This is a genomic window from Caulobacter endophyticus (assembly GCF_003116815.1).
Classification (GTDB): Bacteria; Pseudomonadota; Alphaproteobacteria; order Caulobacterales; family Caulobacteraceae; genus Caulobacter; species Caulobacter endophyticus.
The window spans coordinates 1-24,300 of sequence record NZ_QDKQ01000066.1 but is presented as its reverse complement, the minus strand read 5'-3'; the positions used below and the strand labels follow the sequence as shown (position 1 = coordinate 24,300).

Sequence of the window (24,300 nt, the reverse complement as noted above, 5' to 3'; positions counted from 1 at the left end):
TGCGGCGCCGCCGCAAAGACGCCGTCAACTGGCGATAATCCAACGCGTGGTTTGTAGCGTCGCCCGTGCGCGCGGCATAGAAGGGCCGCATGGAATTTGCTTCTGTCAGCCGGCGCGGCGCGCTGGGCACGCTGTCTCTCGGAGCGCTGATGGCCATGCTGCCTCGGCTTGTTGCGGCGCAACCCGCGCCCGTGAAAACATCAGGAGACGGCGAGGCGTTTTCGCCCGAAATCCTGCGCGACCTGGCCCAGAGCCTGGCCCGCAAGCCGTATCGCGCCCCGGCCACCGGCGGCGACAAGGGCCTCGCCGGGCTCACCTACGACGACTATTTCCGAATCCGATTCCGCGGCGAGCACGCCCTGTGGGCCGACCGTCCCGCGCCGTTCCGCGCCGAGTTCTTCCCGCCGGCCTACCTCTATCCGCGCGTGTTCCCGATCTACGAGGTCGAGGGCGGCGTGGCGCGGCCGGTGCCGTTCGACCCGGCGATGTTCGACGTGCCGGGCGAGCACGGCGACGCGGCCAAGGCCATCGGCGGCTTCTCGGGCCTGCGCCTGCTGTGGCCGCTGAACCGGGCCGACAAGCTGGACGAGATCGCCGTGTTTCAGGGCGCCAGCTACTTCCGCAGCCTGGGTCGCGACCAGTTCTACGGCCTGTCCTCGCGCGGCCTGGCCATCGGCGCGGGCGAGCCCAACGAGGAGTTCCCCAGCTTCGAGCGCTTCTGGCTGGAACGCCCGGCCGACGGCGCCGAGACGGTGGTGGTCCACGCCCTGATGGACAGCCCCAGCTGCACGGGGGCCTACAGCTTCACGATCCGCCCAGGCCAGACGGTGACCTTCGACGTCGCCGCCACGATCTTCCCGCGCGTGAAGATGACGAAGATGGGCGTGGCCGCGCAGAGCAGCATGTTCCTGTTCAACGTCTCCGACGGGCCGCGCGGCGACGACTTCCGCACCGCTGTGCACGACAGCGACGGCCTGGCCATGCTGACCGGGACCGGAGAGCAGATCTGGCGGCCGCTGACCAACCCGACCGCCCACCGGCTGTCGTACTTCCAGGACGAGAACCCGCGAGGCTTCGGTCTCGTGCAGCGGGCCCGGCGGCTGGAGGACTACGGCGACCTGGAAGCGCGCTACGACCTGCGCCCCAGCCTGTGGGTCGAGCCGCAGGGCGACTGGGGCAAGGGCGCGGTGGTGCTGGCCGAACTGGCCACCCGCAAGGAGAGCGACGACAACATCGCCGTCTTCTGGCGTCCTGAGAAGGCCTGGGAGGCCGGCTCGCGCGTGGACCTGTCCTACCGCCTGCACTGGGGCGTCGAGCGCCTGGGCGACGGCGAGGCCAGGGTGGTGCGCACCCGCACCGGCGCCGACACGCAGGACGGCCTGCGGATGTTCACCATCGACCTGTCGGGTCCGATGTTGGCCGATGGCCTGGACGGGGTGAAGCTCGATATCGAGGCCAGGGGCGGCGAGACCACCTGGAGCAACATCACCCCCTATCCCCGCGCGGCCACTGCGCGGGCGGCCTTCGGCCTCAAGCCGACCGGCAAGCAGGCCGAGCTCAGCCTGCGCCTGACCCGCGACGGCAAGCCGATCTCGGAAACCTGGCGCTATCTCTGGACGGCCTGACCCGGCCGGAGAGGGGGAAATCCGTGGGCGGACGATCACTTAAGTGGTCGCCTGATGGCTTGTCGCACCCTGGTTTCAAGCTTGGTTAACGAATTCCCGTCACGGCTCTTGTCGTTGGATTTCCAGTGACCAGGGGTGGCGGCATGAGCGCGCAGAACCAGCTCGACCAGCGCATGAGCTTCATGCGCTTCGACCACAAGGATCGCGCCGCTCTGCGGGCCGCCAAGCCGATCATCGACGCCGAGATCAACGGGGCGCTGGATTCGTTCTACGCCCAGGTGCGCGCCTATCCCGAGACGCGCAGGATGTTCTCCAGCGACGCCCACATCAGCAACGCCCAGGGGCGGCAGTCCTCGCACTGGCGCCGCCTGGCCAACGCCGACTACGGTCCCGAGTACCAGACCGATGTCGCCCGCATCGGCAAGGCCCACGCCGTCATCGGCCTGGAGCCGCGCTGGTACATCGGCGGCTATGCCCTGGTGGCCGAGAAGCTGATCCGCGCCATGGTCGAAAAGCGCGCCAAGGGCCTGTTCAACAGCGCCAAGAGCGACGGCGATCTGGCCGACGGCCTGGTGGCGCTGAACAAGGCCGTCATGCTCGACATGGACCTGGCCATCTCGACCTATCTCGAACTGCTGCAGGAAGAGCGCGACCAGCTGGAGGCCGAGCGCGCCAGCGCCGAACAGCGCCAGGCCGACGCCGTGCGCGCTGTCGGTGAAGCCCTGTCGCGCCTGGCGGCCGGCGACCTGTCGGCCCGCGTCGACGGCGCCCTGTCGCCCGAGTTCGTCAGCCTGAAGTCCGACTTCGACCAGGCCGCCGCCGCCCTGGCCGAAGCCATGGGCGCGGTCGACCGCGCCACTCGCGGCATCCGCTCGGGCGCCGACGAGATCGCCTCGGCCGCCGACGACCTGGCCATGCGCAGCGAGCAGCAGGCCGCCACCCTGGAGCAGACCGCCGCCGCCGTCGAACAACTGACCTCGACCGTCGCCAAGACCGCCCAGAGCGCCCGCGAGGTGTCCTCGCGCGTCGGCGAGGCCGCCACCGAGGCCCAGCGCTCGGGCGCGGTCGTCACCCGCGCCGCCGAGGCCATGAGCCAGATCGAGAGCTCGTCCAACCAGGTCAACCACATCCTGGGCGTGATCGACGAGATCGCCTTCCAGACCAACCTGCTGGCCCTGAACGCCGGTGTCGAAGCCGCTCGCGCCGGCGACGCCGGCAAGGGCTTCGCGGTCGTCGCGCAAGAAGTGCGGGCGCTCGCCCAGCGCTCGGCCGAGGCCGCCAAGGAGATCAAGAGCCTCATCTCCGACTCCAGCCGCCAGGTTGGCGAGGGCGTCGAGCTGGTGCGCCAGACCGGCGACGCCCTGCGCGGCATCGTCGACAAGGTCGGCGCCATCGACACCCTGGTCAACGAGATCGCCGCCTCGGCCAACGAGCAGGCCAGCGCCCTGACCGAGGTCAACAGCGCCGTCGGCCAGCTGGACCAGGTCACCCAGCGCAACACCGCCATGGCCCAGCGCTCCACCGACGCCACGCGGGCGCTGCGGGCCGAAGCGGCGGACCTCGCCAACCACGTCGGCGGCTTCAGGATCGGCGGGGCGGCTCAGGCCGCGCCGGCCCAGCGCTACGCCGAGCCGGAGCACCCGGTACACGCGGCCCGCGCCAAGGTCGCCGCGTTCGCGCGGCCGGGGCGGTAAGGGCGGTTCTAGATCGCTGAGGTTTTAAGAGGGGCGCGGCTGTCGAGGCTGCGCCCTTTTGCTGTCCGATAGTGGCGCGCCGCCGAACCTCCTCCCCGCCCTCACCCCACCGGCGGCGGGGCCGTGGACGCGCGGTGGATCAGCTCGAACGGCAGCAGCTCGTCGATCGGCTCGGCCATGGCGCCGGCTGCGCCGCCCTTGACCTGACCCTTGATCAGCATGCGCGTGGCCAGTTCGGCCATCTCGACGACGGGCTGGCGCACCGTGGTCAGCTGCGGGCGGGAGAAGCGGGCGCTGGGGCTGTCGTCGAAGCCGGCGACCGAGACCTCGCCGGGCACGAGGACGCCGGCCTCGGCGGCGGCGGCCAGGACGCCCAGCGCCATGTCGTCGTTGGAGGCGAAGATCGCGGTGGGGCGATCGGGCAGGGCCAGCAAGGCCTTGGCCGCGTCGTGGCCCGACTGGAAGGTGAAGTCGCCCTGGCGGATCCAGGCCTCTTCGACGGAGAGGCCACGCGCCTCCATGGCGGCGAGGTAGCCGGCGCGGCGGGCCTGGCTGGCGCCGTGGCGCGGCTCGCCGACCACGAAGCCGATGCGCTTGTGGCCAAGGGCGGCCAGGTGCTCGGTAACGTCGCGGGCGGCGGCGAAATTGTCCATGTGGACGCGCGGGCCGGGGCCGTCGGGCTCCTCGGGACCCAGGCGCACATAGGGCGTGCCGGCCTTGTTCAGCAACTCCAGCACGATGGCATTGTCGGAGCTGGGCGGGGTCAGGATCACGCCGTCGGGCTTGAGGGCGGCCAGCAGGGCGCCGACCTCCTGGCGGATCTGCGGGGCCTCGTGGTCGATCAGTTCGACCAGCAGATGGTAGCCGGCGTCGCGGCACTGGAGCGTGGCGCCCAGCTGGATGCGCGACAGGTAGTCGGCGCCGCGCTCGCTGCGCCAATGGTCGATGGTCAGGGCCGCGTCGACGAAGACGGCGATGACGAAGCTCTTGGAGCCGGCCAGGCTGCGCGCCGACAGGTTGGGGCTGTAGCCCAGGGCCTGGGCGGCCTCGAGCACCTTTTCGCGCATCATCGGACGCACGTTCGGCTCGTTGTTCATGACCCGCGAGACGGTCTTGATCGAAACCTCGGCGCGCGCCGCCACGTCGTAGATGGTCACCGACGCCATCGGTTTGCCGCTTCCCCCGCCTTCGAACTCAATCGTCGCATCGAGCCCGCGAACGCGGACTCAACCGTTTGTCCGAGCCTAGAGCATTTGACATGCGGAACGCGACCCCGGCGGCGACGAAAAAACTCGGGGGCGGGCGCCGATGGCCCCTTGCCCGGCGTGGACGGCGCGGCGAAGGTCGCCGGGCAGGCGAACGCGGCGGCTTTAAATGACCGCGTCGGTTACAGGGAGCAGCCATGTCGCGGAGCGGCGCCAGCCGGCCGGTGCAACCGGTTCGGCCGAGTTTCATCGCCGCCTTCACCTTCGCCCAGATCGGCGCGTTCGTCAGCTTCATGCCGCTGATCCAGGTTCTGCTGCCGCTTAAGGCCGCTGCCCTCGATCCCGCCCAGAAGGCCCTGGTGCTGAGCCAGACGGCGTTCTGGGGCGCGCTGACGGCCAGCATCGCCAACCTGCTGGCCGGCGCGATCAGCGACCGGACGACCTCGCGCTTTGGCCGCCGGCGGCCCTGGCTGCTGATCGGCCTCGTCGGCACGGTGCTGGCCTATGGCGCGATCATGCTGGCCGACAGCCGGCTGGAGCTGATCCTCGGCGTCATCGTCTTCCAGTTGGCCTTCAACATGCTGTTCGCAGCCCTGCTGGCCCTGCTGCCCGACCGCGTGCCCGACGCCCAGAAGGGACGGGTGGCGGCGTTCCTCAGCCTTGGCCATCCGATCGGGGCGGTGGCGGGCGCTGTGCTGGTCGGCGGCCTCCTGGCCTCGGAGGCCTCGCGCTACGCGGCGATCAGCGTGGTGCTGGTGCTGGCCATCGCGCCCTTCGCCCTGCGCCTGAAGGACCCGCCGATCGCCGCCGACGCCGCCGAGCGCTTCAGCCTCGTCGGATTCCTGAAGGGACTGTGGGTCGACCCGCGCAAGCACCCCGACTTCGCCCTGGCCTGGGTCAGCCGGTTCATGGTGCTGGTCGCGATCACCCTGACCCAGTGCTACATGCTCTACTACCTGCAGGACGCGCTGAACTATCCGGCGCTGTTTCCCGGCCAGCGGGCCGAGCAGGGGCTGGTCTTGCTGACCACGGTGGCCACTGTCGCCAATGTGGGCTGCGCCATGGTGTTCGGCATGCTCAGCGACCGGCTGGGGCGGCGAAAGCTGTTCGCGGCCGGAGCGGCGATGATCCTGGCGGCGGCCATGGTGACCTTCTCGCTGACGCCGGGCTGGGCGGTGGTGCTGGCCGGCTTCGTGGTCTTCGGCTGCGGAGCGGGCTGCTACTACGCCGTCGACATCGCCCTGGTCAGCCAGGTGCTGCCCTCGCAGGACGACGCCGGCAAGGACCTGGGGGTCATCAACCTAGCCAACACGCTGCCTCAGGCCCTGGCCCCGGTGCTGGCGGTGTGGTTCCTGGGGCCCAGCCGCACGGACTATCATTCGCTGTTCCTGGTGGCGGCGGGGCTGGCCATGGCTGGCGGTCTGGCGATCCTTCCGATACGGGGCGTGCGTTAGAGTTTCAGCGGAGCCCCCGTGCCGCAGTTCATCACCATCACCGATCCCGCCGACCCGCGCGTGGCCGCCTATCGCGACATCAAGGAGCGCGACCTGGTGGGCCGGGAAGGGCGGTTCATCGCCGAGGGCGAGACGGTGCTGCGGGCCTTCGTGCGCGATGCGCCCCTGCGGGTGGAGTCGCTGCTGATCGACCCCAAGCGCAGCGACAAGCTGTCGGAGGTGTTCGACGGCCTGCCCGAGGCGACGCCGGTCTATCTGGTCAAGCAGGCGGTGCTGGACGCCGTGGCCGGCTTCCACCTGCATCGCGGGGTGCTGGCGGTGGGGCGCAAGCCGCGGGCGATCCCGGCGGCCGACCTGCTGGCGACCTTGCCCGAGCGGGCGGTGGTGCTGGCCCTGTTCGGCATCGCCAACCATGACAATCTGGGCGGCATCTTCCGCAACGCCGCCGCCTTCGGGGCCGACGCGGTGCTGCTGGACGCCGACTGCTGCGATCCGTTCTACCGCAAGGCCATCCGCGTCTCGGTGGGTGCGACCCTGAGCGTGCCGACCGGATACATCGGCCGGGGCGAGGACGCGGTCGGCCTGCTGGCCGCCGCGGGCTTTACGCCTCTGGCCCTGACGCCGTCGGCGGGGCGGACGCTGGCGGAACTGCAGCCGCCGGCGCGGGCCGCAGCTCTGCTAGGGGCGGAGGGACCGGGGTTGTCGGCCGAGGTCATCGCGCGGGCGCAGGGGATCGGCATTCCGATGGCCAATGGCTTCGACTCGCTGAACGTGGCGACCACCAGCGGGATCGTGCTGCATCACCTGAAGTTCGGCGGCCGCTGAGCTTGTCCACCGGTTACCGAGGGCCTTAAGGTCCAGCCCAACAGTAGAGTTCGGGAGAAACGTCATGCCGCAACTGAACCGCCGGGGCGCCTTCGCCCTGCTGGCAGGGATCACCGCCCTGTCGACCGCGAGCATGGCCAGCGCCGCGCGCAAGCCGGCCGTGCCCGAGCCAAGCGAAGTGCGCCCGCTGTGGCCGAACGATCCTCCGGGTTCGGCGGGCGTGACGGCTCAGGAGACGGTGCTGGAGCGCAGCGACGGCAAGGGGCCGCGCGACCGCGCCGTGACCCACACCCGCAAGCCGACGCTGAGCCTGTTCCGCCCGCGCAAGCCCAACGGCGCGGCGGTGATCCTGATCCCCGGCGGCGGCTACGAGCGGGTGGTCATGGACAAGGAAGGCTTCGAGACCGCCCAGTGGCTGGCCGACCGCGGCTACACCTGTTTCGTGCTGCTCTACCGACTGCCGGGCGACGGCTGGAGCGCGGGGCCCGACGCGCCGCTGCAGGACGCCCAGCGGGCCCTGCGCCTGGTGCGCTCGTGGGCGCCTGGCATGAAGTTCGATCAGCAGCGGATCGCCATCATGGGCTTCTCGGCCGGCGGCCATCTGGCGGCCAGCCTGACCACCCGCTTCGAGGCCCAGGTCTATGACCGTGTCGACGCCGCCGATGACCTGTCGGCTCGCCCGGACCTGTCGGCCCTGATCTATCCGGTGATCACCATGGTGGCCGGGACCACCCACGCCGGCTCGCGCAAGCAGTTGCTGGGCGCGTCTCCGTCTTTCGAGGCGGTGCAGGCCTATTCGGCCGAGACGGGCGTTGGCGGCCGCACGCCGCCGGTGTTCCTGGTCCACGCCGCCGACGACAAGGCCGTGCCGGTGGAAAACAGCCTGATGATGTTCGCGGCCCTGAAGGCCAAGGCGATCCCGGCCGAACTGCACGTCTTCGAGGAAGGCGGCCACGGCTTTGGCCTGCGCTCGATCGCCGGCAAGCCGGTCGCGGCCTGGCCGACGCTGTTCGAGACCTATGCGAAGAAGAAGGGGATCTAAGGGGAGGCGAAAATGACAAAGGGCCGGTTTCCCGGCCCCATTCGCGGAAGCGGCGAGACTTGTCATCGTCTTTCGCCGCACCGGCTACCTTTTGACGGGTAGGCTCACAAGTCCCTTACGGGAACACCCTTAATTTAGGGGACGCCCAAAGCGATTGCAACTCCAGCGCGGATCGAGGCCAGATCCGGCGTGGGCAGCATGGGCGCCACATACTTCCCTCGCCCAGCCTTGCAGCGATCGAGGCGGGCGAGGGAGACCGTGGCCACCATGTCGCATTTGGCCCAGCAGGCGATCCCCTGCGCGTTGGGCAGCGGACTTTGAGCCAACTGATGATGATAGGCCTCCAGCGGGTTGGGCGCTGTTGTGGATAGCGGCACCACCGTAACCAGCTGGCGATTGCGCCGGTTACGGGCAAGCACGACCACGGGCCGACGCTTGATCATCTCCGGCGCGACATATCCCTGGAAATCGCACATGACGACCTCGCCGGGCCGCGGCTGGTAAAGCAGAGCCATAAGGCTCAGTACACGCGATCGAGGTGGCTGAAATCAACCTTTACTTGAGTTGAGTCCTTCGCCTACCTCCCCCCGATCGGCGCCATTGTCCCAGACGCCGGGGCGTAGCTGTAGCCGCCGCGCTTGAGGTCGGCCGAGAGGGTGAGGGGGGCGACGCCGCCGTTGAGGCGGGCGCGGTAGACCATGGTCGTCTCCAGCGTGCGCATCACGTAGTTGCGGGTCTCGCTGAACGGGATGCACTCGATGAAATCGAGCGGGTCGGTGCTGGCGCCGCGCGGGTCGCCGCACAGGGCCGTCCATTGCGGCGGGCGGCCCGGGCCGGCGTTATAGGCCGCCGCGGCCATGATGTAGGAGCCGCTGAAGCGGTTGATCATGTCGCCCAGGTACACCGAGCCCAGGCGCATGTTGTAGTCGGGCTCGAACAGGCGATCGACGCTGTGGCTTTCGCCAAGCTTGCGGGCGACGCCAGCGGCGGTGGGCGGCATCAGCTGCATCATGCCGCGTGCGCCGACGCCCGAGCGGGCGCGCGGGTCGAAATTGCTCTCCTGGCGCGAGATCGAATAGACGAAGGCGGTCTCGGCCGCGCCCGGAATGGGAGTGAAGTGGTGGTCGAGCAGGGGATAGCCGCGCTCGGGCAGGATGAAGCCGCGCTGGGCGGCGGTGCGGACTGCGCGCATGGCCAGGTCCTGGTCGCCGGTGTTGCGGGCGAAGTCGACCAGCAGGGCCTGCTCCTGGGCCGTGGGCAGCTGGTCGTCGATATAGAGCACCAGCGAGCGGAAGGCGTCGTTGGCGCCGACATCGCGCAGCAGCTTGGCGGCGCGGATCAGTTCGCGGCTCTCGAAGCGGGCGCGGTCGGCCGCGGTGATCACCGGATCCTTGTCGAGCCGGATTTCCTTGACCCCGGCCTTCTCGGCGGCCAGCTGGCCGTAGAAGGTGGTGATGTGGCGCGCGCCCTCGGCGTAGAAGGCCTGGGCGGCAATCACGTCGCCTTGGGCCTCGGCCGCGCGGCCCTGCCAGTAGAGGGCGCGGCCGCGGGTGATCGGCGAGGCGCCGATCTCGTTGATGCGGCCGAAGTGGGCGGCCGCGGCGTTGGCGTCCTTCAGGCGGGAAAGCGCGATCCAGCCGGCGAAGAACTCGGCCTCGGCCGCATCGGCGCCGCCGGGCAGGCCGGCGTTGGCGGCGGCGTAGGCCCCGCGGCTGTCGCCGTTCTTGATGGCCGACATGACCAGCTGCTTGCGCTCGCGCCAGATGGGACCGGCGGTGTCGTCGGACGGCGGACGGGCGGGGAAGTAACGCACCAGATCGAGCGCCATCACGTCCATGCCCTTGCGGCGCAGATAGGCCGCGCGCTCGAAGGCGACGCCGGGCGAGACCTGCTGGGCAGGCGACAGGGCGGCCACAAGGTCGTTGGCGTTGGAGGCGTTGGAGCGCAGGGCGATGCGGGCCTGGGCTACGGACTGCTGGTCGTAGGGCAGCAGGGCGACCATGTCGCGGGCGGCGGGGCCTTGCGGTCCGTACAGCAGCATGTCGGCGCGCTGGGCGTAGTCGTCGGCGGTGAGCATGGCGCCGAAGCGGGCCTGCATGGCGCGCTGGGCGTCGGCCTCGAAGGTCTTGCCGCGCCAGAAGCGGCGGATGAGGTTGGTCGCGTCCTGGGCGCGGCCGCTAGCCTGGTACGCCGAAGCCAGGGCCATGGCGCCTTCGGCGGTCAGGGGCTCGGAGCCGCCGAACCAGGCGATGGTCTGGGCGGGCGTCAGGCCCGAGGTCGACAGCGCCTTCTCGGCCGGCAGGTCGCGGCGCGAGCTGCGGGGCCAGCCGTTGAGGTCGCGGCGGGCCTGGTCCAGCTCGAAGAAGCTCATGCTCTCGGCGCCGACGTCGGCCAGGGCCCACAGGGCGATCTTGCGGGCCAGGGGATCGGAGATGCTGGCCATGGCCGCGCGAACGGTCGAGGCCGAGCGCTGGCCCATGACGGCGGCGCGCAGATTGGCTGCGTCGGTTTCGCCGAGCGTGCCGGCGTAGGCGGTGGGCGGAGTATTGACCAGGCCGGGACGGGCGCTGCCGGTATAGGGCTGGGGCGCGCTCGGCAGGCCTTCTTCGTCCAGCTGCTCGGTCTGGGCGTCGGCGACGCTCGCGACCAGGGTCAGGCTGATGCAACCGAGAAGAAGCCGACGAATCCCAAAAGCCAAAACGCGGTCTCCTTTAGTGCCGAGGCGGTGGTTCGCGCCCTTGATGAGGGCGTCCGGCGGCCGATTTTTGACCGCATGAGCCGTATAGCCCGGTTCGCCGGTTGATCGACCCGCCTTTCAACGCCGCAGAGCGACGAAAAGGTCGGAACGACCAGTTGCGGTCGAGGGGGGCGGAGACATATTGTCCGCCCCCACGTTTCAGCCGCAACTCTCGCGGCGTCTGCTCACGGCAAATTGCAAGTCATGGTCCATTCCCCTTTCAAGGGCGTCATCCCGGCCCTGGTCACCCCGTTCCTGAACGGCGAGGTCGACGAGAAAGGGTTCGTCGCCCTGGTCGAGCGCCAGATCGCCGGCGGCGTGCACGGCCTGGTGCCGGTGGGCACGACGGGCGAGACCTCGACCCTTTCGCATGACGAGCACAAGCGCGTGGTCGAACTGTGCGTGCAGACCGCCCGCGGCCGCGTGCCGGTGATCGCCGGCGCGGGTTCGAACTCGACCGACGAGGCCATCGACCTGGTGCGCCACGCCAAGACCGTGGGCGCGGACGCCGCCCTGGTGGTCACGCCGTACTACAATCGCCCCAGCCAGGAGGGCATGTACCAGCACTACAAGGCGATCAACGACGCCGTGGAGCTGCCGGTGTTCGTCTACAACGTGCCGGGCCGCAGCGGCGTCGACATCTCCAACGACACCCTGGTGCGCCTGTCGAAGCTGCCCAACATCGTCGGCATCAAGGACGCCACCGGCGACCTGACCCGCATCAGCATGCAGCGGATCACCTGCGGCCCAGATTGGGTGATGCTGTCGGGCGATGACCCGACCGCGCTCGGCTACATGGCCCACGGCGGTCACGGCGTGATCTCGGTCACCTCGAACGTCGCGCCGGACGCCTGCGCCACCTTCATGAACGCCTGCGTCGGCAACGACTGGGAGACGGCCCGCTACTGGCAGGACCGCCTGATCAAGCTGCACAAGGCCCTGTTCCTCGACAGCTCGCCTGGTCCGACCAAGTTCGCCCTGGCTCAGCTGGGCCTGTCGACCGAAGACGTGCGCCTGCCGATCACCCCGTGCAGCGAGGCCGTGCGCCCGGCGATCGTCGAGGCCATGCGCGAGGCGGGTCTGGTCTGATGACCAAGCCGATCGCGGAAAACCGGCGCGCCCGGTACGATTACTTCATCGAGGAGACCTTCGAGGCCGGCATCATGCTGACCGGCACCGAGGTGAAGTCGCTGCGCGTCGGCCGGGCCAACATCGCCGAATCCTATGCGTCGGTCGAAGGGCGCGAGATCAAGCTGATCAACGCCGACATTCCTCCGTATGGCCACGCCAACCGCTTCAACCACGAGCCGCGCCGGCACCGGAAGCTGCTGCTGCACCGCAAGCAGATCGACAAGCTGATCGGCGCGGTGCAGCGCGACGGTCGCACCCTGATCCCGCTCAAGCTCTATTGGAACGAGAAGGGCCTGGCCAAGCTGGAGATCGGCTTGGCCAAGGGCAAGAAGAACCACGACAAGCGCGAGACCGAAGCCGCCCGCGACTGGGCCCGCGACAAGGCGCGGCTTATGAAGGGCGACCGAGGGGATTGATCTCCTTCGGTTGGCAGCCTCCCCGGGGGGAGGTTCCTGACTTTCAAATGCTCCCCCTGAAGGGGGAGCTGTCGCGGAGCGACTGAGGGGGAAGTAACTGCCGCCTTTGGGGCGCGCCGACCTTATCAGATACTTCCCCCTCCGGCCCTTCGGGCCACCTCCCCCTTCAGGGGGAGGATCTTGAGTGGCGAAGCCTTCAAGGCCTTCCCCTGGCCCGGGTTTTGCTCCTTCCTGGCCGAAGGAGTCCGCCATGTCCGATACTGGTGCAAACACGGCCAAGGCCGCTCGTCCGCTGTCCCGCGGCGGGCCGCTGGACGCGCTGCGGTTCTTCGCGGCCTTCTTCATCGTGGTCTATCACTACGCCGAGCAGGCGCCGGTCTCGCTGTTCGCCATCCATCCGGCGTTCGGACGCGGCTATCTGGCTACCGACTTCTTCCTGCTGCTGTCGGGCTACGTGCTCGGCAGGGCCTATGGTTCGCGCGTGTCGGCCGGGCAGATCCACGACGGCGCCTTCCTGATCAAGCGCATAGGCCGGGTGTGGCCGGCGCATCTGGTGATGATCGCCGCCTTCGTAGTCTTGGTGCTGGGCACCACGGCGCTGGGCATGCAGCCGCGCAATCCGCAGTGGTACCAGTGGGACCAGTTGCCCCAGCAGGTCTTCCTGATTCAGACCTGGGGTTTCCAGGGGCCGTCGGGCTGGAACATGCCGACCTGGACGCTGTCGGCGCTGCTGGTCTGCTACGCCCTGTTCCCGACTATCTGGCGGATGTTCGGCAAGATCCGTTCGCCCTGGATGGCGCTGCTGGTCGGCGCCGCGGTGTTCGTGGCGGTGGACGTATTTTCGCGCCAGGTGTTCGGCATGCCGTCGTTCCACCTGCATCTGAAGAACGGCCTCTACCGCGCCATTCCGCTTTTCCTGATGGGCGTGCTGATCGCCCGCATGGCCCGCGAGGTAGTGATCGGCCCCAGGCTGGCCGACGCCCTGGCGATCTTCGCGGTGGTCGGCTTCGTGGTGCTGAACGTGGTCGGCGAGTACGCCTATCCGAGCCTGGTCCTGCTGGGCCTGCTGATCTTCGCCGCCAGCGGTTCGGCCCAGAACGGCTGGGCCTGGGCCAAGACCGGCGGGCGGCTGTCGTTCTCGCTCTATCTGACCAACCAGTTCGTCGGCGCGGTGTGGTTCGCCCTGCAGCGCCAGCTGGGCCAGAAGATCGAGCTGCACGAGGCCGCCCACTGGGCGATCTGGGCGATGGCCTTCCCGGCCGCCCTGGTGTTCGCCTGGCTGTTCGAGCGCCTGGTCGACGCGCCGCTGCAGGACTGGATCAAGCCGCGCCTGGAGAAGGCGACCGCCGGCTGGGGCGGCAAGCGCGAGCGGAACCAGGCGGCGCAAGCGATGGTTACGACCCTGCGCTGAGAGGCGCCCTGAAATCGCCTTGCCGATCGCGGCGAGATAGGCGACGAGGGATAAAACGCGCGTTCCAAACGCGTTGCTTCTAGGGAGTCGCATTCATAATGCTCAGGACCGCCATCCTTGCCGCCGTCGCCAGCGCCGCCTTCGTCGCGCCGGCCATGGCCGCCGACATCACCGGCCTCTGGCAGACCGAGACCAACGGCGGCCAGGTCGAGATCAGCCGCTGCGGCAACAGCCTGTGCGGCAAGCTGCTGACCTCGGACAACATCAAGAAGAACCCGGCCCTCAAGGACGAGAAGAACAAGGACCCGTCCCTGCGCACCCGTCCCCTGAAGGGCCTGCAACTGCTGTGGGGCTTCAGCGGCGGTCCGACCGAATGGACCGGCGGCAAGGTCTACAAGGCCGACGACGGCAAGACCTATTCGGGCACCATCACCATGACCGACGCCAATACGCTGAAGCTCAAGGGCTGCGTGGTCGCGCCGCTGTGCAAGACCCAGACCTGGACGCGGGTGAAGTAGGGATCGAGATCCTCCCCCTGAAGGGGGAGGTGGCGCGAAGCGCCGGAGGGGGAAGTGGTCGCAGCGGCGTCGTCGTAGCTTCCCTCTCCGTCGTCCCTTCGGGCCGACACCTCTCCCTTCAGGGAGAGGGTCTTTTCGCTAAAGCGGCGCGCAGACCTCTTCCAGCCAGGCGCGGATTTCCGGTTCCACACGGGGGCCGATCTCCCTCACCACGCGGGCATGGTAGGCGTCGAACTGTGCGACCTCTTCCGCGGTCAGCAGTGCCTTGTCGACCAGGCGGCGGTCAATGGGGGCCAGGGTCAGGGCTTCAAAGCGGTGCATCGGGCGGTCCCCGCCGCCGACAGCCTCCGCCGGCATGACCACTTCCAGGTTCTCGATGCGGATGCCGTACTCGCCGTCCTTGTAGTAGCCGGGCTCGTTGGAGACGATCATGCCGGGCTGCAGGGCGATGGTGTTGGGCGCCTTGCTGATCCGCTGCGGGCCTTCGTGGACGCCCAGATAGACGCCGACGCCGTGGCCCGTGCCATGGTCATAGTCCAGCCCATGAGCCCAAAGCGCCATCCGGGCCAGGGCGTCGATGGCCGAGCCGGTGGTGCCGGCCGGGAAGCGCAGGCGGGCGATTGCCAGGTGGCCTTTCAGGACGAGCGTGTTGCGCTGGACCATCTCGGGCGTCGGCTCGCCGATGGCCACGGTGCGGGTGACGTCGGTGGTGCCGTCCAGGTACTGGCCGCCGCTGTCGACCAGCAGCAGCGAGCCCAGGGCTGCGCGCTCGTTGCTGCGCTCGGTCGGACGGTAGTGGGGCAGGGCGCCGTGGCCGTTGGCCGCGCCGATGGTGTCAAAGCTGAGGTCTTTCAGCACGCCGGTGGCCTCGCGGAAGCTTTCCAGCTTGGCGACGGCTGCCTTCTCGTCCGGCGGGCTGACCTGGCCCTCGGTGGCCAGCCAGTGCAGGAAGCGGGTCAAAGCGGCGCCGTCGCGGCGATGGGCCTCGCGCGTGCCGTCCAGCTCGACGCTGTTCTTGCAGGCGCGGGGCATCGTGCAGGGGTCCATGCCGCGCACGACCTTGGCGCCGGCGGCGACCAGGGTGTCGAAGTACCAGGCCGAGGACTGGGCCGGGTCGACCAGCACCGACTTGCCCGACAGTTCGGCCAGGGCGCCTTCCAGGGCCTCGGGGGCTTCCAGCGAGACTTCGTTGCCGAGCCAAGCCGGCAGGTCTTCGGTCACCTTGGCCGGGTCGAGGAACAGGCGGGCGCTGCCGTCGGCGCGCAGGACAGCCTGGGCCAGCGGCAGGGGCGTGCGGATGACGTCGCCGCCGCGGATGTTGAACAGCCAGGCGATCGAGGACGGGGCGGTGATCACCGCTGCATCGGCGCCGAGGCTCGCGCCGACGCGGGCGCGCTTGGCCGAGCTTTCCTCGCCGGCGTATTGCACCGGGTGGGGAACGACCGGCGCCTGCGGCTGGGCCGGGCGCTGCGCGCCCCAGGCCTCGTCCAGCGGGTTGGCGGCAACGGGCTTCAGCGTGGCGCCCGCGCGGGCGGCGGCGGCCTTCAGCACGTCCAGCGCGGCGGGGCTATGCAGGCGGGCGTCATAGCCGATCACCGCGCCCCTGTGGGCGGTCTCCAGATAGGCCGGCACGCCGCCCTCCACGAGGTCGCGGATCTCGAACACGCCCTGGTCGACCTGCTCGCGGACCTGCAGGGTGTAGCGGCCATCGACGAAGACGGCGGCGCGGTCGATCATGATCACGCCGGCGCCGGCCGAGCCGGTGAAGCCGCTGGCCCAGGCCAGGCGGTCGTTGGCGGCGGGCAGGTATTCGTTCTGGTGCTCGTCCTCGTGCGGCACGAGGAAGCCGTCGAGGCCCTGGCGGGCCATGGCCTCGCGGATCAACGGAACATGGCGCGGGCCAAAGCCCGGGTCGGTGGATTCATCGAAGGTCTGGCGCATGACGACCGATTTAGGCCTCACGCGCCCGACTTGGAAGGGGCGTTATTGCGGCTGATCGGGCTGGGCCGCGGGCGCCGTGCCGTCGGTCGCAGCCGGAGCCGTGGCGGCCGCGTCCTGCGCCGCGTCGGCGGCGGTCTGGGCCTGAAGCTCGGTCTGGCGACGGACAGCGTCGGCGGCGGCCGCGGCGTCACGGGCCGAGGATTCCGCGGCCTGGCGAGCTTGGTCGGCGCCGGTCTGCAGGCCGACCTGCGCGCCTTCGACCAAGCCGGCGACGCGGCCCTGTTCCTGGGCCTGGGCGATCTGGTCGGAACTGGCGTCCATCGGACGGGCGGTCAGCATGAAGGCCACGGCGATCACCGCCACGATGGCCACCACCCCGGCCACCAGCCAGCCCAGCGGGCTCGACTCGCGACGGACCTCGACCACGCGCTCGGGCTGTCGCGGGGTCTCGGGGTGCAGGGAGGGATCGGTATAGGTCATGGTCGTTTCCTCGAACGGCGTTGTTCGAGAAAACGTGGAGCCAAGCGCAGGCGTTCCGCCCCTCCTGTCGGAGAGGCGGAGCAAGGCTTACGGGCGCTGCAGGACCAGGGTCGCCCAGGCGTCGCGGTGGATGCGGCTGACCACCTTGAAGCCACGCGACAGGTAGGCGGCCTTGACCATCCGTTCCTGGGTGCGCAGCAGGCCCGACAGGATGACCGTGCCGCCGGGAACCAGGGCGCGCTTGATATCCTGGGCCAGGCTGATCAGGGGGCGGGCCAGGATGTTGGCGAACACCAGGTCGTAGGGAGCGTTCTGCGCAACCAGCTTGTTGGACAGGCCCGAAGCGTGGACGAAGCGGGCGTTGGCCATGTTGACCTTGGCGTTCTCCTTGGAGATCCGCACGCTGGGCTTGTCGATGTCGGTGCCGACGGCAAGCTTGCTGCCCGTGCGGGCGGCGGCGATCGCCAGCAGGCCCGTGCCGGCGCCGACGTCGAGCACCTTGTTGAACGTCTTGGCCTTGATCAGGCGGTCATAGGCCTGGAGGCAGCCGACCGTGGTGCCGTGGTGACCGGTGCCGAAGGCCGCGCCGGCCTCGATGCGCAGGTTGACCGTGCTGGCCGGCAGGCGGCCGCGGTCGTGCATGCCGTAGACGAAGAAGCGGCCGGCGCGCACCGGCGGCAAGCCCGACAGCGCCATGGCCAGCCAGTCGGCGTCGGCCAGGGCCTCGCGCTCGACCTTCAGCGGATAGCCGCCCAGCAACTCCAGCAGGGCCGCGTCTTCTTCCTCGGTGGTCGGGAAGGCGTCGATGCGCCAGACGCCCTTGTCCTCGTCCTCCTCCAGGATCGAGTAGGTGGCGCCTTCGAGGCCGGGCATGTTGTCGATGGCGTCGGCGGCGGCTTCGGCGTCGGCGCGCGCGCCGCGGGCGACGATCTGCTGGTGGGTGTAGTCGGTCATGCCGCTCCAATAGTCGTACGCGCGGCCAAAGGCGAGACCGTCCGGCGTCCGAAAGCGGGGGCGGGGCTCCAAATTTCCGGCGCGGGGTCGGGCGGCGCCAGGCGCCAGGTCAGCGGCGGCTCCTCGCGCGGGCGCGGTTCGCGCGGCGGGCGGGCGTTTCTGGCCACGCCGAGAGCCGGCCCGAGGAGGCGCGTCGCCGCCGCGCAAGCCAGCGCCCAGGCGATGCCGTTACGCTCCAGGATGAAGCTCTCCGAGAAGGTGGTGATCAGGAAGATCACCAGGAACAGGGTGGCCCAATAGCCGTCGCGCACCTTGTCGAACCGGAATAGGGCGACCAGCAGCGGCAGGCCGAGCACCAGGGCCGACAGGCCCACGCCGATCCAGCCCAGTTGGGCCAGCACGTCCAGCCAGCCGTTGTGGGCGGTGGGCACGTTCCAGCCGGTCTCCTTGCGGATGAACAGGGCCGGCACGGAGTCGTCGCGCCAGAACACCGCGTAGCCGTACCCTGTCAGCGGCGCCTTGGCCGACTGGCGCATCAGGGCGTCCCAGATCTCGGTGCGGCCGGTGAGGGTGGGGTCCTTGCCCAGGGCCTTGAACAGCAGTTCGGGCGCCAGCCACATGACGATGGCCGCGCCGCCGATGACGGTGACGCCCAGCCAGACCATGGTGATCGCGGTGGCCGGACCGCGCCGCATCGTGCCCAGCAGGCCCGACCCGGTAAGGCCGATCAGCAGCACCATCAGCGAGGTCTTGGACCGGCTCATCACGATCATGAAGGCGCACAGCACGATGGCGCCGATGAAGAGCTTGCGATGCTTCGTGCCGGCCAGGATGGCGGCCATGGCGCCCAGCGCGCCGTAGACCATCATCGCGCCCATCTGGTTCTTCTCGAACCAAAGGCCGCGCCAGTCGCCGGCGTTGATGTCGTGCTGCACGCCCATCTTCGGATAGGCGATCGCGGCCAGGAGGCCGCCGGCGCCAAGCGCCAGGAAGGTGGTCGCCAGGATCTCGGCCATGCGGCGGCCGTCGAAGCTGGCGGCGAAATAGAAGCCGAACAGGGTGGTGAAGCCCGCCGCCAGGGCCCGGCGGTTGGTGGTGCCCGGGTCGAACGACCACGAGGCCGAGGCGAACACCCAGAAGACCAGGAGGCTGAGCAGGCCGGCCGGCAGCCAGAACTTCGCCAGGCGGGGCGCGCGCCACAGCACGAGCGCCAGGATCAGCGCATAGACCGGCAGCCACATCAGGCGAAGGATCGGCATGTCCTCGCCGCCGGCCTGTTCCGGATCGAGAAACGGCCCTATCAGGGCGTTGGACAGCATGAACAGCACGAAGCCGCAGGCCCAGGCCTCCAGCGTGCGCAGAAGGCCGCCTTCCTCCTCGATCCTGTCCGGCGCGGCCGCGTCCATGCCCGTTCCCGTGTGGCGCGAAACGGCACAGTTACCGGTCGCATGGGCGGGAGGTTGCAAGGGGAAGGCCGGTGCGCGGGAGGCGGAGCGGCAAAAAGGCATCGCCTTCCTGGGCCTTGTGCCCAGGATCCATCGTTGCGCCAGCTCAGACCTTTCGAGAAGGGCGCTGTTTGAGCAGCGACTGCCATGGACCCTCGCCACAAGGGCGAGGGAAGCAGTTCAGTTGACCGGCTATCGGAGGAGGGCCGTAGAAAACGGCGACGCCTAGTACCGCAGCGCCACTTCCGTGGGGACCGGGGCTTGGGCCGGCGGGCCGGCGACCACCTCCTCGGGCAGGCGCTTGTCGAGAATGTCGCCGCTGGTCGAGGCGAAGCTGCGCGGCGGGGCGTCGGCGGGTTCGGTGGGGGCGGCGGGCTGGTCGTCGAGCGCGGCGCTTGTGGCGCCCGAGGCCGAGACGATATCGGCGTCGGTCGCTTCCGGCTCGTAGCTGGCGGGCTCGATCAGGCCCATTTCCGCCAGGTCGGCCGAGGTCAGCACCACCGGAGTCTCGTCCATGGGCGGGCGCAGGAAATCCTGGCCAATGACGTAGTCGGGAACCTTGCCGGCGGGCCAGGCCATGGGCGCGGCCTCGGCGTACTGGCTGCCGTGGACCTCGGCGAAGGGCTGGGGCTGCGGCTCCTGCGGGCCGATCTGCATGACCGCGCCGGCGATCGCGCCGAGGGTCAGGGCGACGGGGAGGCCGACGATGGCGGCCCGGGTCTTCAAGAGGTCGAGCGGCTTCATGTGCACATAGCGTTCGAGCCGGAGATTCGTTCTAGGCTGAGGTTCGATTCCGGGCGGAAGGGCGCGAGCACTATGAGCAAGACCAGGGCCGGCGGCCTGCTGCGAATCCGCGAGGGCGGCCACGCGCGGGTGACCTACATCGAGCTCTTCTTCGACCTGGTGTTCGTGTTCGCGATCACTCAACTGTCGCATGGGCTGATCGGCCATCCCAGCCTGCTGGGCGTGGTCGAAACCGGCCTCCTGCTGATGGCCGTCTGGTGGGCCTGGATCTACACCGCCTGGGTCACCAACTGGCTGGATCCCGAGCGGCCGCCGGTCCAGATCATGCTGTTCCTGGTGATGGCCGCCGGCATGGTGATGACCATGTCGATCCCCACAGCCTTCGAGGGACGGGGACTGCTGTTCGCCCTGGCCTATGTGGGCATTCAGGTGGGGCGTAGCCTGTTCACCGCCTGGAGCGTGCGTCACGATCGGGGGCTGAAGCTCAATTTCCTGCGCATCACCGCCTGGCTTTCGGTGTCGGGCCTGCTGTGGATCGCAGGCGGCCTGCTGCGGGACGAGGCGCGCCTGGCCTGCTGGGCGGCGGCGATCGCCATCGAGTACGCGTCGCCGGCCGCCGGCTTCTGGACCCCGGGCCTTGGCCGCAGCAAGACCGCCGACTGGACGGTGGAGGGGGCGCACCTGGCGGAGCGCTGCGCCCTGTTCACGATCATCGCCCTGGGCGAGTCGATCCTGGTGATGGGCGCCACCGCCGCAGGGCTGGAGTGGACGCCGGTGGTGGCGGTTTCGTTCGCTTCGTCCTTCGTCGCCAGCATCGCCATGTGGTGGATCTACTTCTCGTTCACCGCCGAGGCGGCGAGCGAGGCGATCAGCCATTCGGACGATCCTGGCCGGGTGGCGCGCATCGCCTACACCTATAGTCACCTCCTGCCAGTGGCGGGGATCATCGTGGCCGCAGTCGGCGATGAGTGGGTGATCCACCATCCGGTAGGCCACGCCGACCCCAAGATTTCGGCCGCGCTGATCGGCGGGCCGCTGCTGTTCCTGCTGGGCGGGGTGCTGTTCAAGCGGGCCGTGTTCCGCATCTGGTCGCCGTCGCGCGGCGCGGGCATGGCGGCGCTGCTGCTGCTGATCCCGGTGTCGCCGCTGGTCTCGCCGCTCGCGCTGTCGCTGCTGACCACCGGCGTGCTGGTGCTGGTGGGCGGCTGGGAGAGCCTGGCGATCCGTCGGCGGGGGCATCAACTGCGCGGGTGAGACGGTCGCCGCAACGGCGCCGCAAGACTCGTCTATAGGCGGGGCCGCCGCACCTCCCTGCACGGCGCCAAACCGGGATATCCAGTGATCAAAGAGCGTTTCCCCGACACCAAGGCCCTGATCTTCGATTGCGACGGCACGCTGGTGGACAGCCTGGGCCTCTATGCGCTGGCCTGGCCGGCGGGCCTGAGGTCGACCGGCCATGCGATGGAGCCGTCATGGTACCTGGAGCGCGGCGGCTTCTCCGGCGACATGCTGATGGACGCCTTCGAGCAGGAGGTTGGCCAGACCCTCGATCGGGCGCAGGTGATGAAGGCGGTCTGGTCGACCTACAGCGAAGGGATCGACGAGCTGGCCGAGATCGCGGCCGTCACCGCCATCGCCCGCGAGTTCCACGGCCGCCTGCCCATGGCGGTGGCCTCCAGCGGGCCTTCGGACTTCGTGCGGCTCAGCCTGAGGTCGCTCGGACTGGACGTGCTGTTCGACGCCATCGTGACGATCGAGGACGTGGCGGCGGCCAAGCCGGCCCCGGACCTCTTCCTCGAAGCCGCCCGCCGCCTGGGCATGGCGCCCGGCGACTGCCTGGTGTTCGAGGACAGCGTCCAGGGCGTGCAGGCGGCCAAGGCGGCCGGCTGCAACGTGATCGACGTGCGCGAGCTGCTGGAAGAGGCGGCGGAAGCCTAGCGTCCGTAGGCGGCCTCGGTCGCACGGATAAGGCCGTCTATGACGCCGGGCTCGGTCGAGGCGTGGCCGGCGTCCCAGACGATCTCGAAATGGGCCGAGGGCCAGGCGCGGTGCAGGGCCCAGGCGCTGGCCAGGGGCGTGACCACGTCGAAGCGGCCCTGGACGATCCAGGCCGGGATGTGGCGGATCCTATCGACATTGTTGAGAATCCAGCCGTCCTCGGGGAAGAAGCCGCGATTGACGAAGAAGTGGCTCTCGATACGCGCGAAGGCGATCGCGAAGTCCTCCTCGTTGAACTTCGGCGGCCGGGCTTCTGGACCGCGCAGCGAGATGGTGTCGCCCTCCCACTGGCTCCAGGCGCCAGCGGCCTCGGCCTGGACGCGGCGGTCGGGATGGACGAGGCGCTTGTGATAGGCGGCCATCAGGTCGCCACGCTCTTCGGGCGGGATCGGGGCCAGGAACCGCTCCCACGCGTCGGGGAACAGCATCGAGGCGCCGTCCTGGTAGAACCAGGCCAGTTCCTTGCCGGTCAGCAGGAAGACGCCGCGCAGCACCAGCCCCTCGACGCGGTCGGGGTGCTTGATAGCGTAGGCCAGGGCAAGGGTGGAGCCCCAGGAGCCGCCGAACACGGTCCACTTCTCGATCCCCAGATGCTCGCGCAGCCGCTCGATGTCGGCGATCAGGCTCCAGGTGGTGTTGTCGTCAAGGCTGGCGTTTGGGCGCGAGCGGCCGCAGCCGCGCTGGTCGAACAGGGTCATGCGCCAGCGGGATGGATCGAAGAACCGCCGCATGGTGGGATTGACCGCCCCGCCGGGGCCGCCGTGCAGGATCACCGCCGGCTTGCCGCGTGGCGCGCCGCATTCCTCGTAATAGATTTCGTGGGCGCTTCCGGTGGGCAGCCAGCCGAAGGAGAACGGCTCGACCTCGCGATAGAGGCCGCGACGGCCGACGGAGGACATGGCTGCGAGTGAAGCGTGACGGTCCATGGCGCGAGCCTAGGCTCTTTGCTCGGCCGTGTGAACGGCGCTTCGTTCGTCGACGGGTCGCCTAGCCGCCACGATTCCCGTTATGGTGAGCGAGCATGAGCACCACGCCCGAAGACCTGACCGACGACGACCTGCTGAACCTGCTGACCGACGATCAGCTGGCCGAGCTCGACAACTCCATCGCCGAGATGTTCGGCGCCGAGGGGCTGGACCGCGCCGAGGCGCTGCTGGTGTTGGCCCGGGTCTATTCGATGCGGGCAGCCGAACGCGACGAGGCCTCGGCCCTGGCCCTGCTGCAACTGGCCGCCGCCATGCGTCGCCGCGCGGAACGGCTGATGCAGCGGCCGCAGTAGCGAAAACCCCCTCTCAAAGAGAGGGTTCTCTTACTCACCCAACCCGCAGCGTTCCCGCGTCGATCGCCTGGGTGATGCGAACCTGGCCCTTCTCGTCACGGATCTCGACGGTGACCTTGGGCGCGGGCGGGGACCAGTCGATGGTGATCAGGCCGAAATTGCGCTCGCGCAGCACCCCAGAGGTCCGCAGGGCGTTGGGCGGCGTCACCGGCCACACCTCGGTCAGGCCCGACGAGGTGATATCCCACATCGGGTAGGGGACGTTGAGGTCGAGCTTGGACACCTCCGCATAGTGGGTGTCGCCGCTGACGAAGAAGAGGCGCTCGGCCCGCTGGCGGCGGATGGCCTCGAACAATCGCTGGTGGTCGCGGGCATAGTTGATCCAGCTTTCCCAGCCGGCGAAGTCGGCCAGCACCTGCAGGCTGGAGCCGAAGATCCGCAGGTCGGCAGGCTGGGCCAGCTGAGCCTCCAGCCAGGCCCATTGGGTCTGGCCTATCATGGTGGCGTCGTAGTCGGGGATGCGGTCGTAGGGGCCGGGCGTTTCCTTGCCCTGCAGGCCCCGCGCCACGGCCCAGGCCTTGTAGCCGCCCTTGAAGGTCTTTTCGGAAAGGGGCGTGCGATTCCAGCGCAGGTCCGGCAGGATGATCTGCACCCTCTGTCCCGTCGGGCCGAAGACATAGGCCGCATAGACGCCGTCACGGGTGCGGCGGGGAGAGTTTTCCGGCTCGCCCCAGAAGTCGCAGAACTGGCGGCGGCTCTCGGCCTTCATCGGATAGTCGCCGCCGGCGTCGTTCTCGCCGAAATCATGATCGTCCCAGATGGCGACGACCGGGATCTCGTCGCGCAGCCGCCGAAAGTGCGGCTTGGCGGCCAGCATGGCGTACTTGGCGGCCATGACCTTGGGATCGCGGGTGTCGGCGTAGATGTTGTCGCCCAGGAACACGAAGAGGTCGGGCCTGGCCGCGAAGATCGCCTCCCAGATCGGCTGGTCCTTGTCCTGCTTGGCGCAGGAGCCGAAGGCGATGCGGGTCAGCGGTTTGTAGAGGGCCGGGTGGGGCGCATCGATGACAGTCTGGGCCGCGGCGGGCGCGACGGCCAGGGCGGCGGCCGACAGGCCGAGCGCCGAACGGCGGGAGAGGTCGGTCACGGGCGTGAACCTCCACGAAAAAGCCCTTCCCCCTCGATGGGGGAAGGGTTGGGATGGGGGTGTCTACGAGAGGAAAGGGGAAGGCGGCGCTTGTTGTCCAGCGCGGCCTCACCCCCAACCCCGGCCCTTCCCCCATCAAGGGCGTGTTGCGAAATTAGCCGATTGTGATTCCCTGGGTTTAGTACGGGGAGGCCAGGCATGGCGGTGAAGCAGACGGGTCAGTTCAGTTTCGCCGAGGCGCTGATGCCGGTGGG

22 protein-coding genes are annotated in these 24,300 nt (G+C 69.3%); 12 read left to right on the top strand and 10 right to left on the bottom strand.

Translation table 11 applies throughout. The features are described 5' to 3' along the window. Positions 1-89: 89 nt before the first annotated feature. Entirely contained in the window at positions 90-1,625 is a 1,536-nt protein-coding gene (locus DDF67_RS19875) for a glucan biosynthesis protein G (protein ID WP_109102568.1), read from the top strand. A gap of 143 nt (positions 1,626-1,768) precedes the next feature. After that, the gene (locus DDF67_RS19870; protein WP_109102567.1) at positions 1,769-3,319 is read left to right on the top strand and encodes a globin-coupled sensor protein; all 1,551 of its coding nucleotides are present in this window, start codon (positions 1,769-1,771) and stop codon (positions 3,317-3,319) included. A 101-nt stretch (positions 3,320-3,420) separates the two neighbouring features. On the opposite strand, the gene DDF67_RS19865 is transcribed toward DDF67_RS19870, so the two are convergent. Then, complete coding sequence (locus tag DDF67_RS19865; RefSeq protein WP_109102566.1) at positions 3,421-4,485, bottom strand: LacI family DNA-binding transcriptional regulator; 1,065 nt, start codon at positions 4,483-4,485, stop codon at positions 3,421-3,423. Between the two features lie 236 nt (positions 4,486-4,721). On the opposite strand from DDF67_RS19865, the gene DDF67_RS19860 reads away from it, so the two are divergent. The 3 genes from DDF67_RS19860 to DDF67_RS19850 all read left to right on the top strand — a co-directional run bounded on the left by DDF67_RS19860 (position 4,722) and on the right by DDF67_RS19850 (position 7,845). Further along, positions 4,722-5,978, top strand: a complete 1,257-nt coding sequence (locus DDF67_RS19860) for an MFS transporter (RefSeq protein ID WP_109102565.1) — start codon at positions 4,722-4,724, stop codon at positions 5,976-5,978. Between the two features lie 18 nt (positions 5,979-5,996). After that, a complete protein-coding gene (locus DDF67_RS19855) occupies positions 5,997-6,803 on the top strand; it encodes a TrmH family RNA methyltransferase (protein ID WP_109102564.1) in 807 nt (268 codons plus the stop codon). 64 nt (positions 6,804-6,867) lie between these two features. After that, the gene (locus DDF67_RS19850; RefSeq protein ID WP_109102563.1) at positions 6,868-7,845 is read left to right on the top strand and encodes an alpha/beta hydrolase; all 978 of its coding nucleotides are present in this window, start codon (positions 6,868-6,870) and stop codon (positions 7,843-7,845) included. A gap of 134 nt (positions 7,846-7,979) precedes the next feature. Here DDF67_RS19850 and DDF67_RS19845 read toward each other — a convergent pair whose 3' ends face one another. Together DDF67_RS19845 and DDF67_RS19840 are read right to left on the bottom strand one after the other, a co-directional pair. Continuing rightward, positions 7,980-8,360, bottom strand: a complete 381-nt coding sequence (locus DDF67_RS19845; protein WP_109102562.1) for a type II toxin-antitoxin system PemK/MazF family toxin — start codon at positions 8,358-8,360, stop codon at positions 7,980-7,982. Between the two features lie 62 nt (positions 8,361-8,422). Further along, a complete protein-coding gene (locus tag DDF67_RS19840; protein ID WP_199229288.1) occupies positions 8,423-10,543 on the bottom strand; it encodes a lytic transglycosylase domain-containing protein in 2,121 nt (706 codons plus the stop codon). A gap of 243 nt (positions 10,544-10,786) precedes the next feature. Between DDF67_RS19840 and dapA the strand changes: the two genes are divergently transcribed. The 4 genes from dapA (at position 10,787) to DDF67_RS19820 (ending at position 14,058) form a co-directional block, all read left to right on the top strand. Further along, positions 10,787-11,671, top strand: a complete 885-nt coding sequence (gene dapA / locus DDF67_RS19835) for a 4-hydroxy-tetrahydrodipicolinate synthase (RefSeq protein WP_109102561.1) — start codon at positions 10,787-10,789, stop codon at positions 11,669-11,671. Continuing rightward, positions 11,671-12,129: an SsrA-binding protein SmpB gene (smpB, locus tag DDF67_RS19830; protein ID WP_109102560.1), complete on the top strand. Its 459-nt coding sequence runs from the start codon at positions 11,671-11,673 to the stop codon at positions 12,127-12,129. The genes dapA and smpB overlap by 1 nt, the downstream gene beginning before the upstream one ends. A gap of 250 nt (positions 12,130-12,379) precedes the next feature. Beyond that, a complete protein-coding gene (locus DDF67_RS19825) occupies positions 12,380-13,540 on the top strand; it encodes an acyltransferase family protein (protein ID WP_109102559.1) in 1,161 nt (386 codons plus the stop codon). Positions 13,541-13,638: 98 nt separating this feature from the next. Then, positions 13,639-14,058 (top strand): DUF2147 domain-containing protein, encoded by a 420-nt coding sequence (locus DDF67_RS19820; RefSeq protein ID WP_109102558.1) that lies wholly within the window; start codon positions 13,639-13,641, stop codon positions 14,056-14,058. Between the two features lie 138 nt (positions 14,059-14,196). On the opposite strand, the gene DDF67_RS19815 is transcribed toward DDF67_RS19820, so the two are convergent. From DDF67_RS19815 to DDF67_RS19795, 5 genes are all read right to left on the bottom strand, one after another. Further along, positions 14,197-15,999, bottom strand: a complete 1,803-nt coding sequence (locus tag DDF67_RS19815; RefSeq protein ID WP_109102557.1) for an aminopeptidase P family protein — start codon at positions 15,997-15,999, stop codon at positions 14,197-14,199. Positions 16,000-16,041: 42 nt separating this feature from the next. Next, positions 16,042-16,479: a hypothetical protein gene (locus DDF67_RS19810; RefSeq protein WP_109102556.1), complete on the bottom strand. Its 438-nt coding sequence runs from the start codon at positions 16,477-16,479 to the stop codon at positions 16,042-16,044. A gap of 87 nt (positions 16,480-16,566) precedes the next feature. After that, positions 16,567-17,433, bottom strand: coding sequence for a 50S ribosomal protein L11 methyltransferase (locus DDF67_RS19805; protein WP_109102555.1), 867 nt, complete (start codon positions 17,431-17,433; stop codon positions 16,567-16,569). Next, positions 17,430-18,839 (bottom strand): O-antigen ligase family protein, encoded by a 1,410-nt coding sequence (locus DDF67_RS19800; protein ID WP_109102554.1) that lies wholly within the window; start codon positions 18,837-18,839, stop codon positions 17,430-17,432. The genes DDF67_RS19805 and DDF67_RS19800 overlap by 4 nt, the downstream gene beginning before the upstream one ends. Before the next feature lie 264 nt (positions 18,840-19,103). Further along, complete coding sequence (locus DDF67_RS19795; RefSeq protein WP_109102553.1) at positions 19,104-19,622, bottom strand: hypothetical protein; 519 nt, start codon at positions 19,620-19,622, stop codon at positions 19,104-19,106. 72 nt (positions 19,623-19,694) lie between these two features. Between DDF67_RS19795 and DDF67_RS19790 the strand changes: the two genes are divergently transcribed. Continuing rightward, positions 19,695-20,876 (top strand): low temperature requirement protein A, encoded by a 1,182-nt coding sequence (locus DDF67_RS19790; protein ID WP_109102552.1) that lies wholly within the window; start codon positions 19,695-19,697, stop codon positions 20,874-20,876. Positions 20,877-20,960: 84 nt separating this feature from the next. Beyond that, positions 20,961-21,560 carry an HAD family hydrolase gene (locus DDF67_RS19785; RefSeq protein WP_199229287.1) on the top strand — a complete coding sequence of 200 codons (600 nt, stop codon included), beginning with the start codon at positions 20,961-20,963 and terminating at the stop codon, positions 21,558-21,560. On the opposite strand, the gene pip is transcribed toward DDF67_RS19785, so the two are convergent. Beyond that, positions 21,557-22,546 (bottom strand): prolyl aminopeptidase, encoded by a 990-nt coding sequence (pip, locus tag DDF67_RS19780; protein WP_109102551.1) that lies wholly within the window; start codon positions 22,544-22,546, stop codon positions 21,557-21,559. The two genes, DDF67_RS19785 and pip, sit on opposite strands and share 4 nt — an antisense overlap. A 95-nt stretch (positions 22,547-22,641) precedes the next feature. Between pip and DDF67_RS19775 the strand changes: the two genes are divergently transcribed. Next, positions 22,642-22,899, top strand: a complete 258-nt coding sequence (locus tag DDF67_RS19775; protein WP_101716585.1) for a low temperature requirement protein A — start codon at positions 22,642-22,644, stop codon at positions 22,897-22,899. A 34-nt stretch (positions 22,900-22,933) separates the two neighbouring features. Here the strand turns inward: DDF67_RS19775 and DDF67_RS19770 are convergent, their stop codons facing one another. Next, entirely contained in the window at positions 22,934-24,046 is a 1,113-nt protein-coding gene (locus DDF67_RS19770; protein WP_109102550.1) for an alkaline phosphatase D family protein, read from the bottom strand. Positions 24,047-24,300 lie beyond the last annotated feature (254 nt).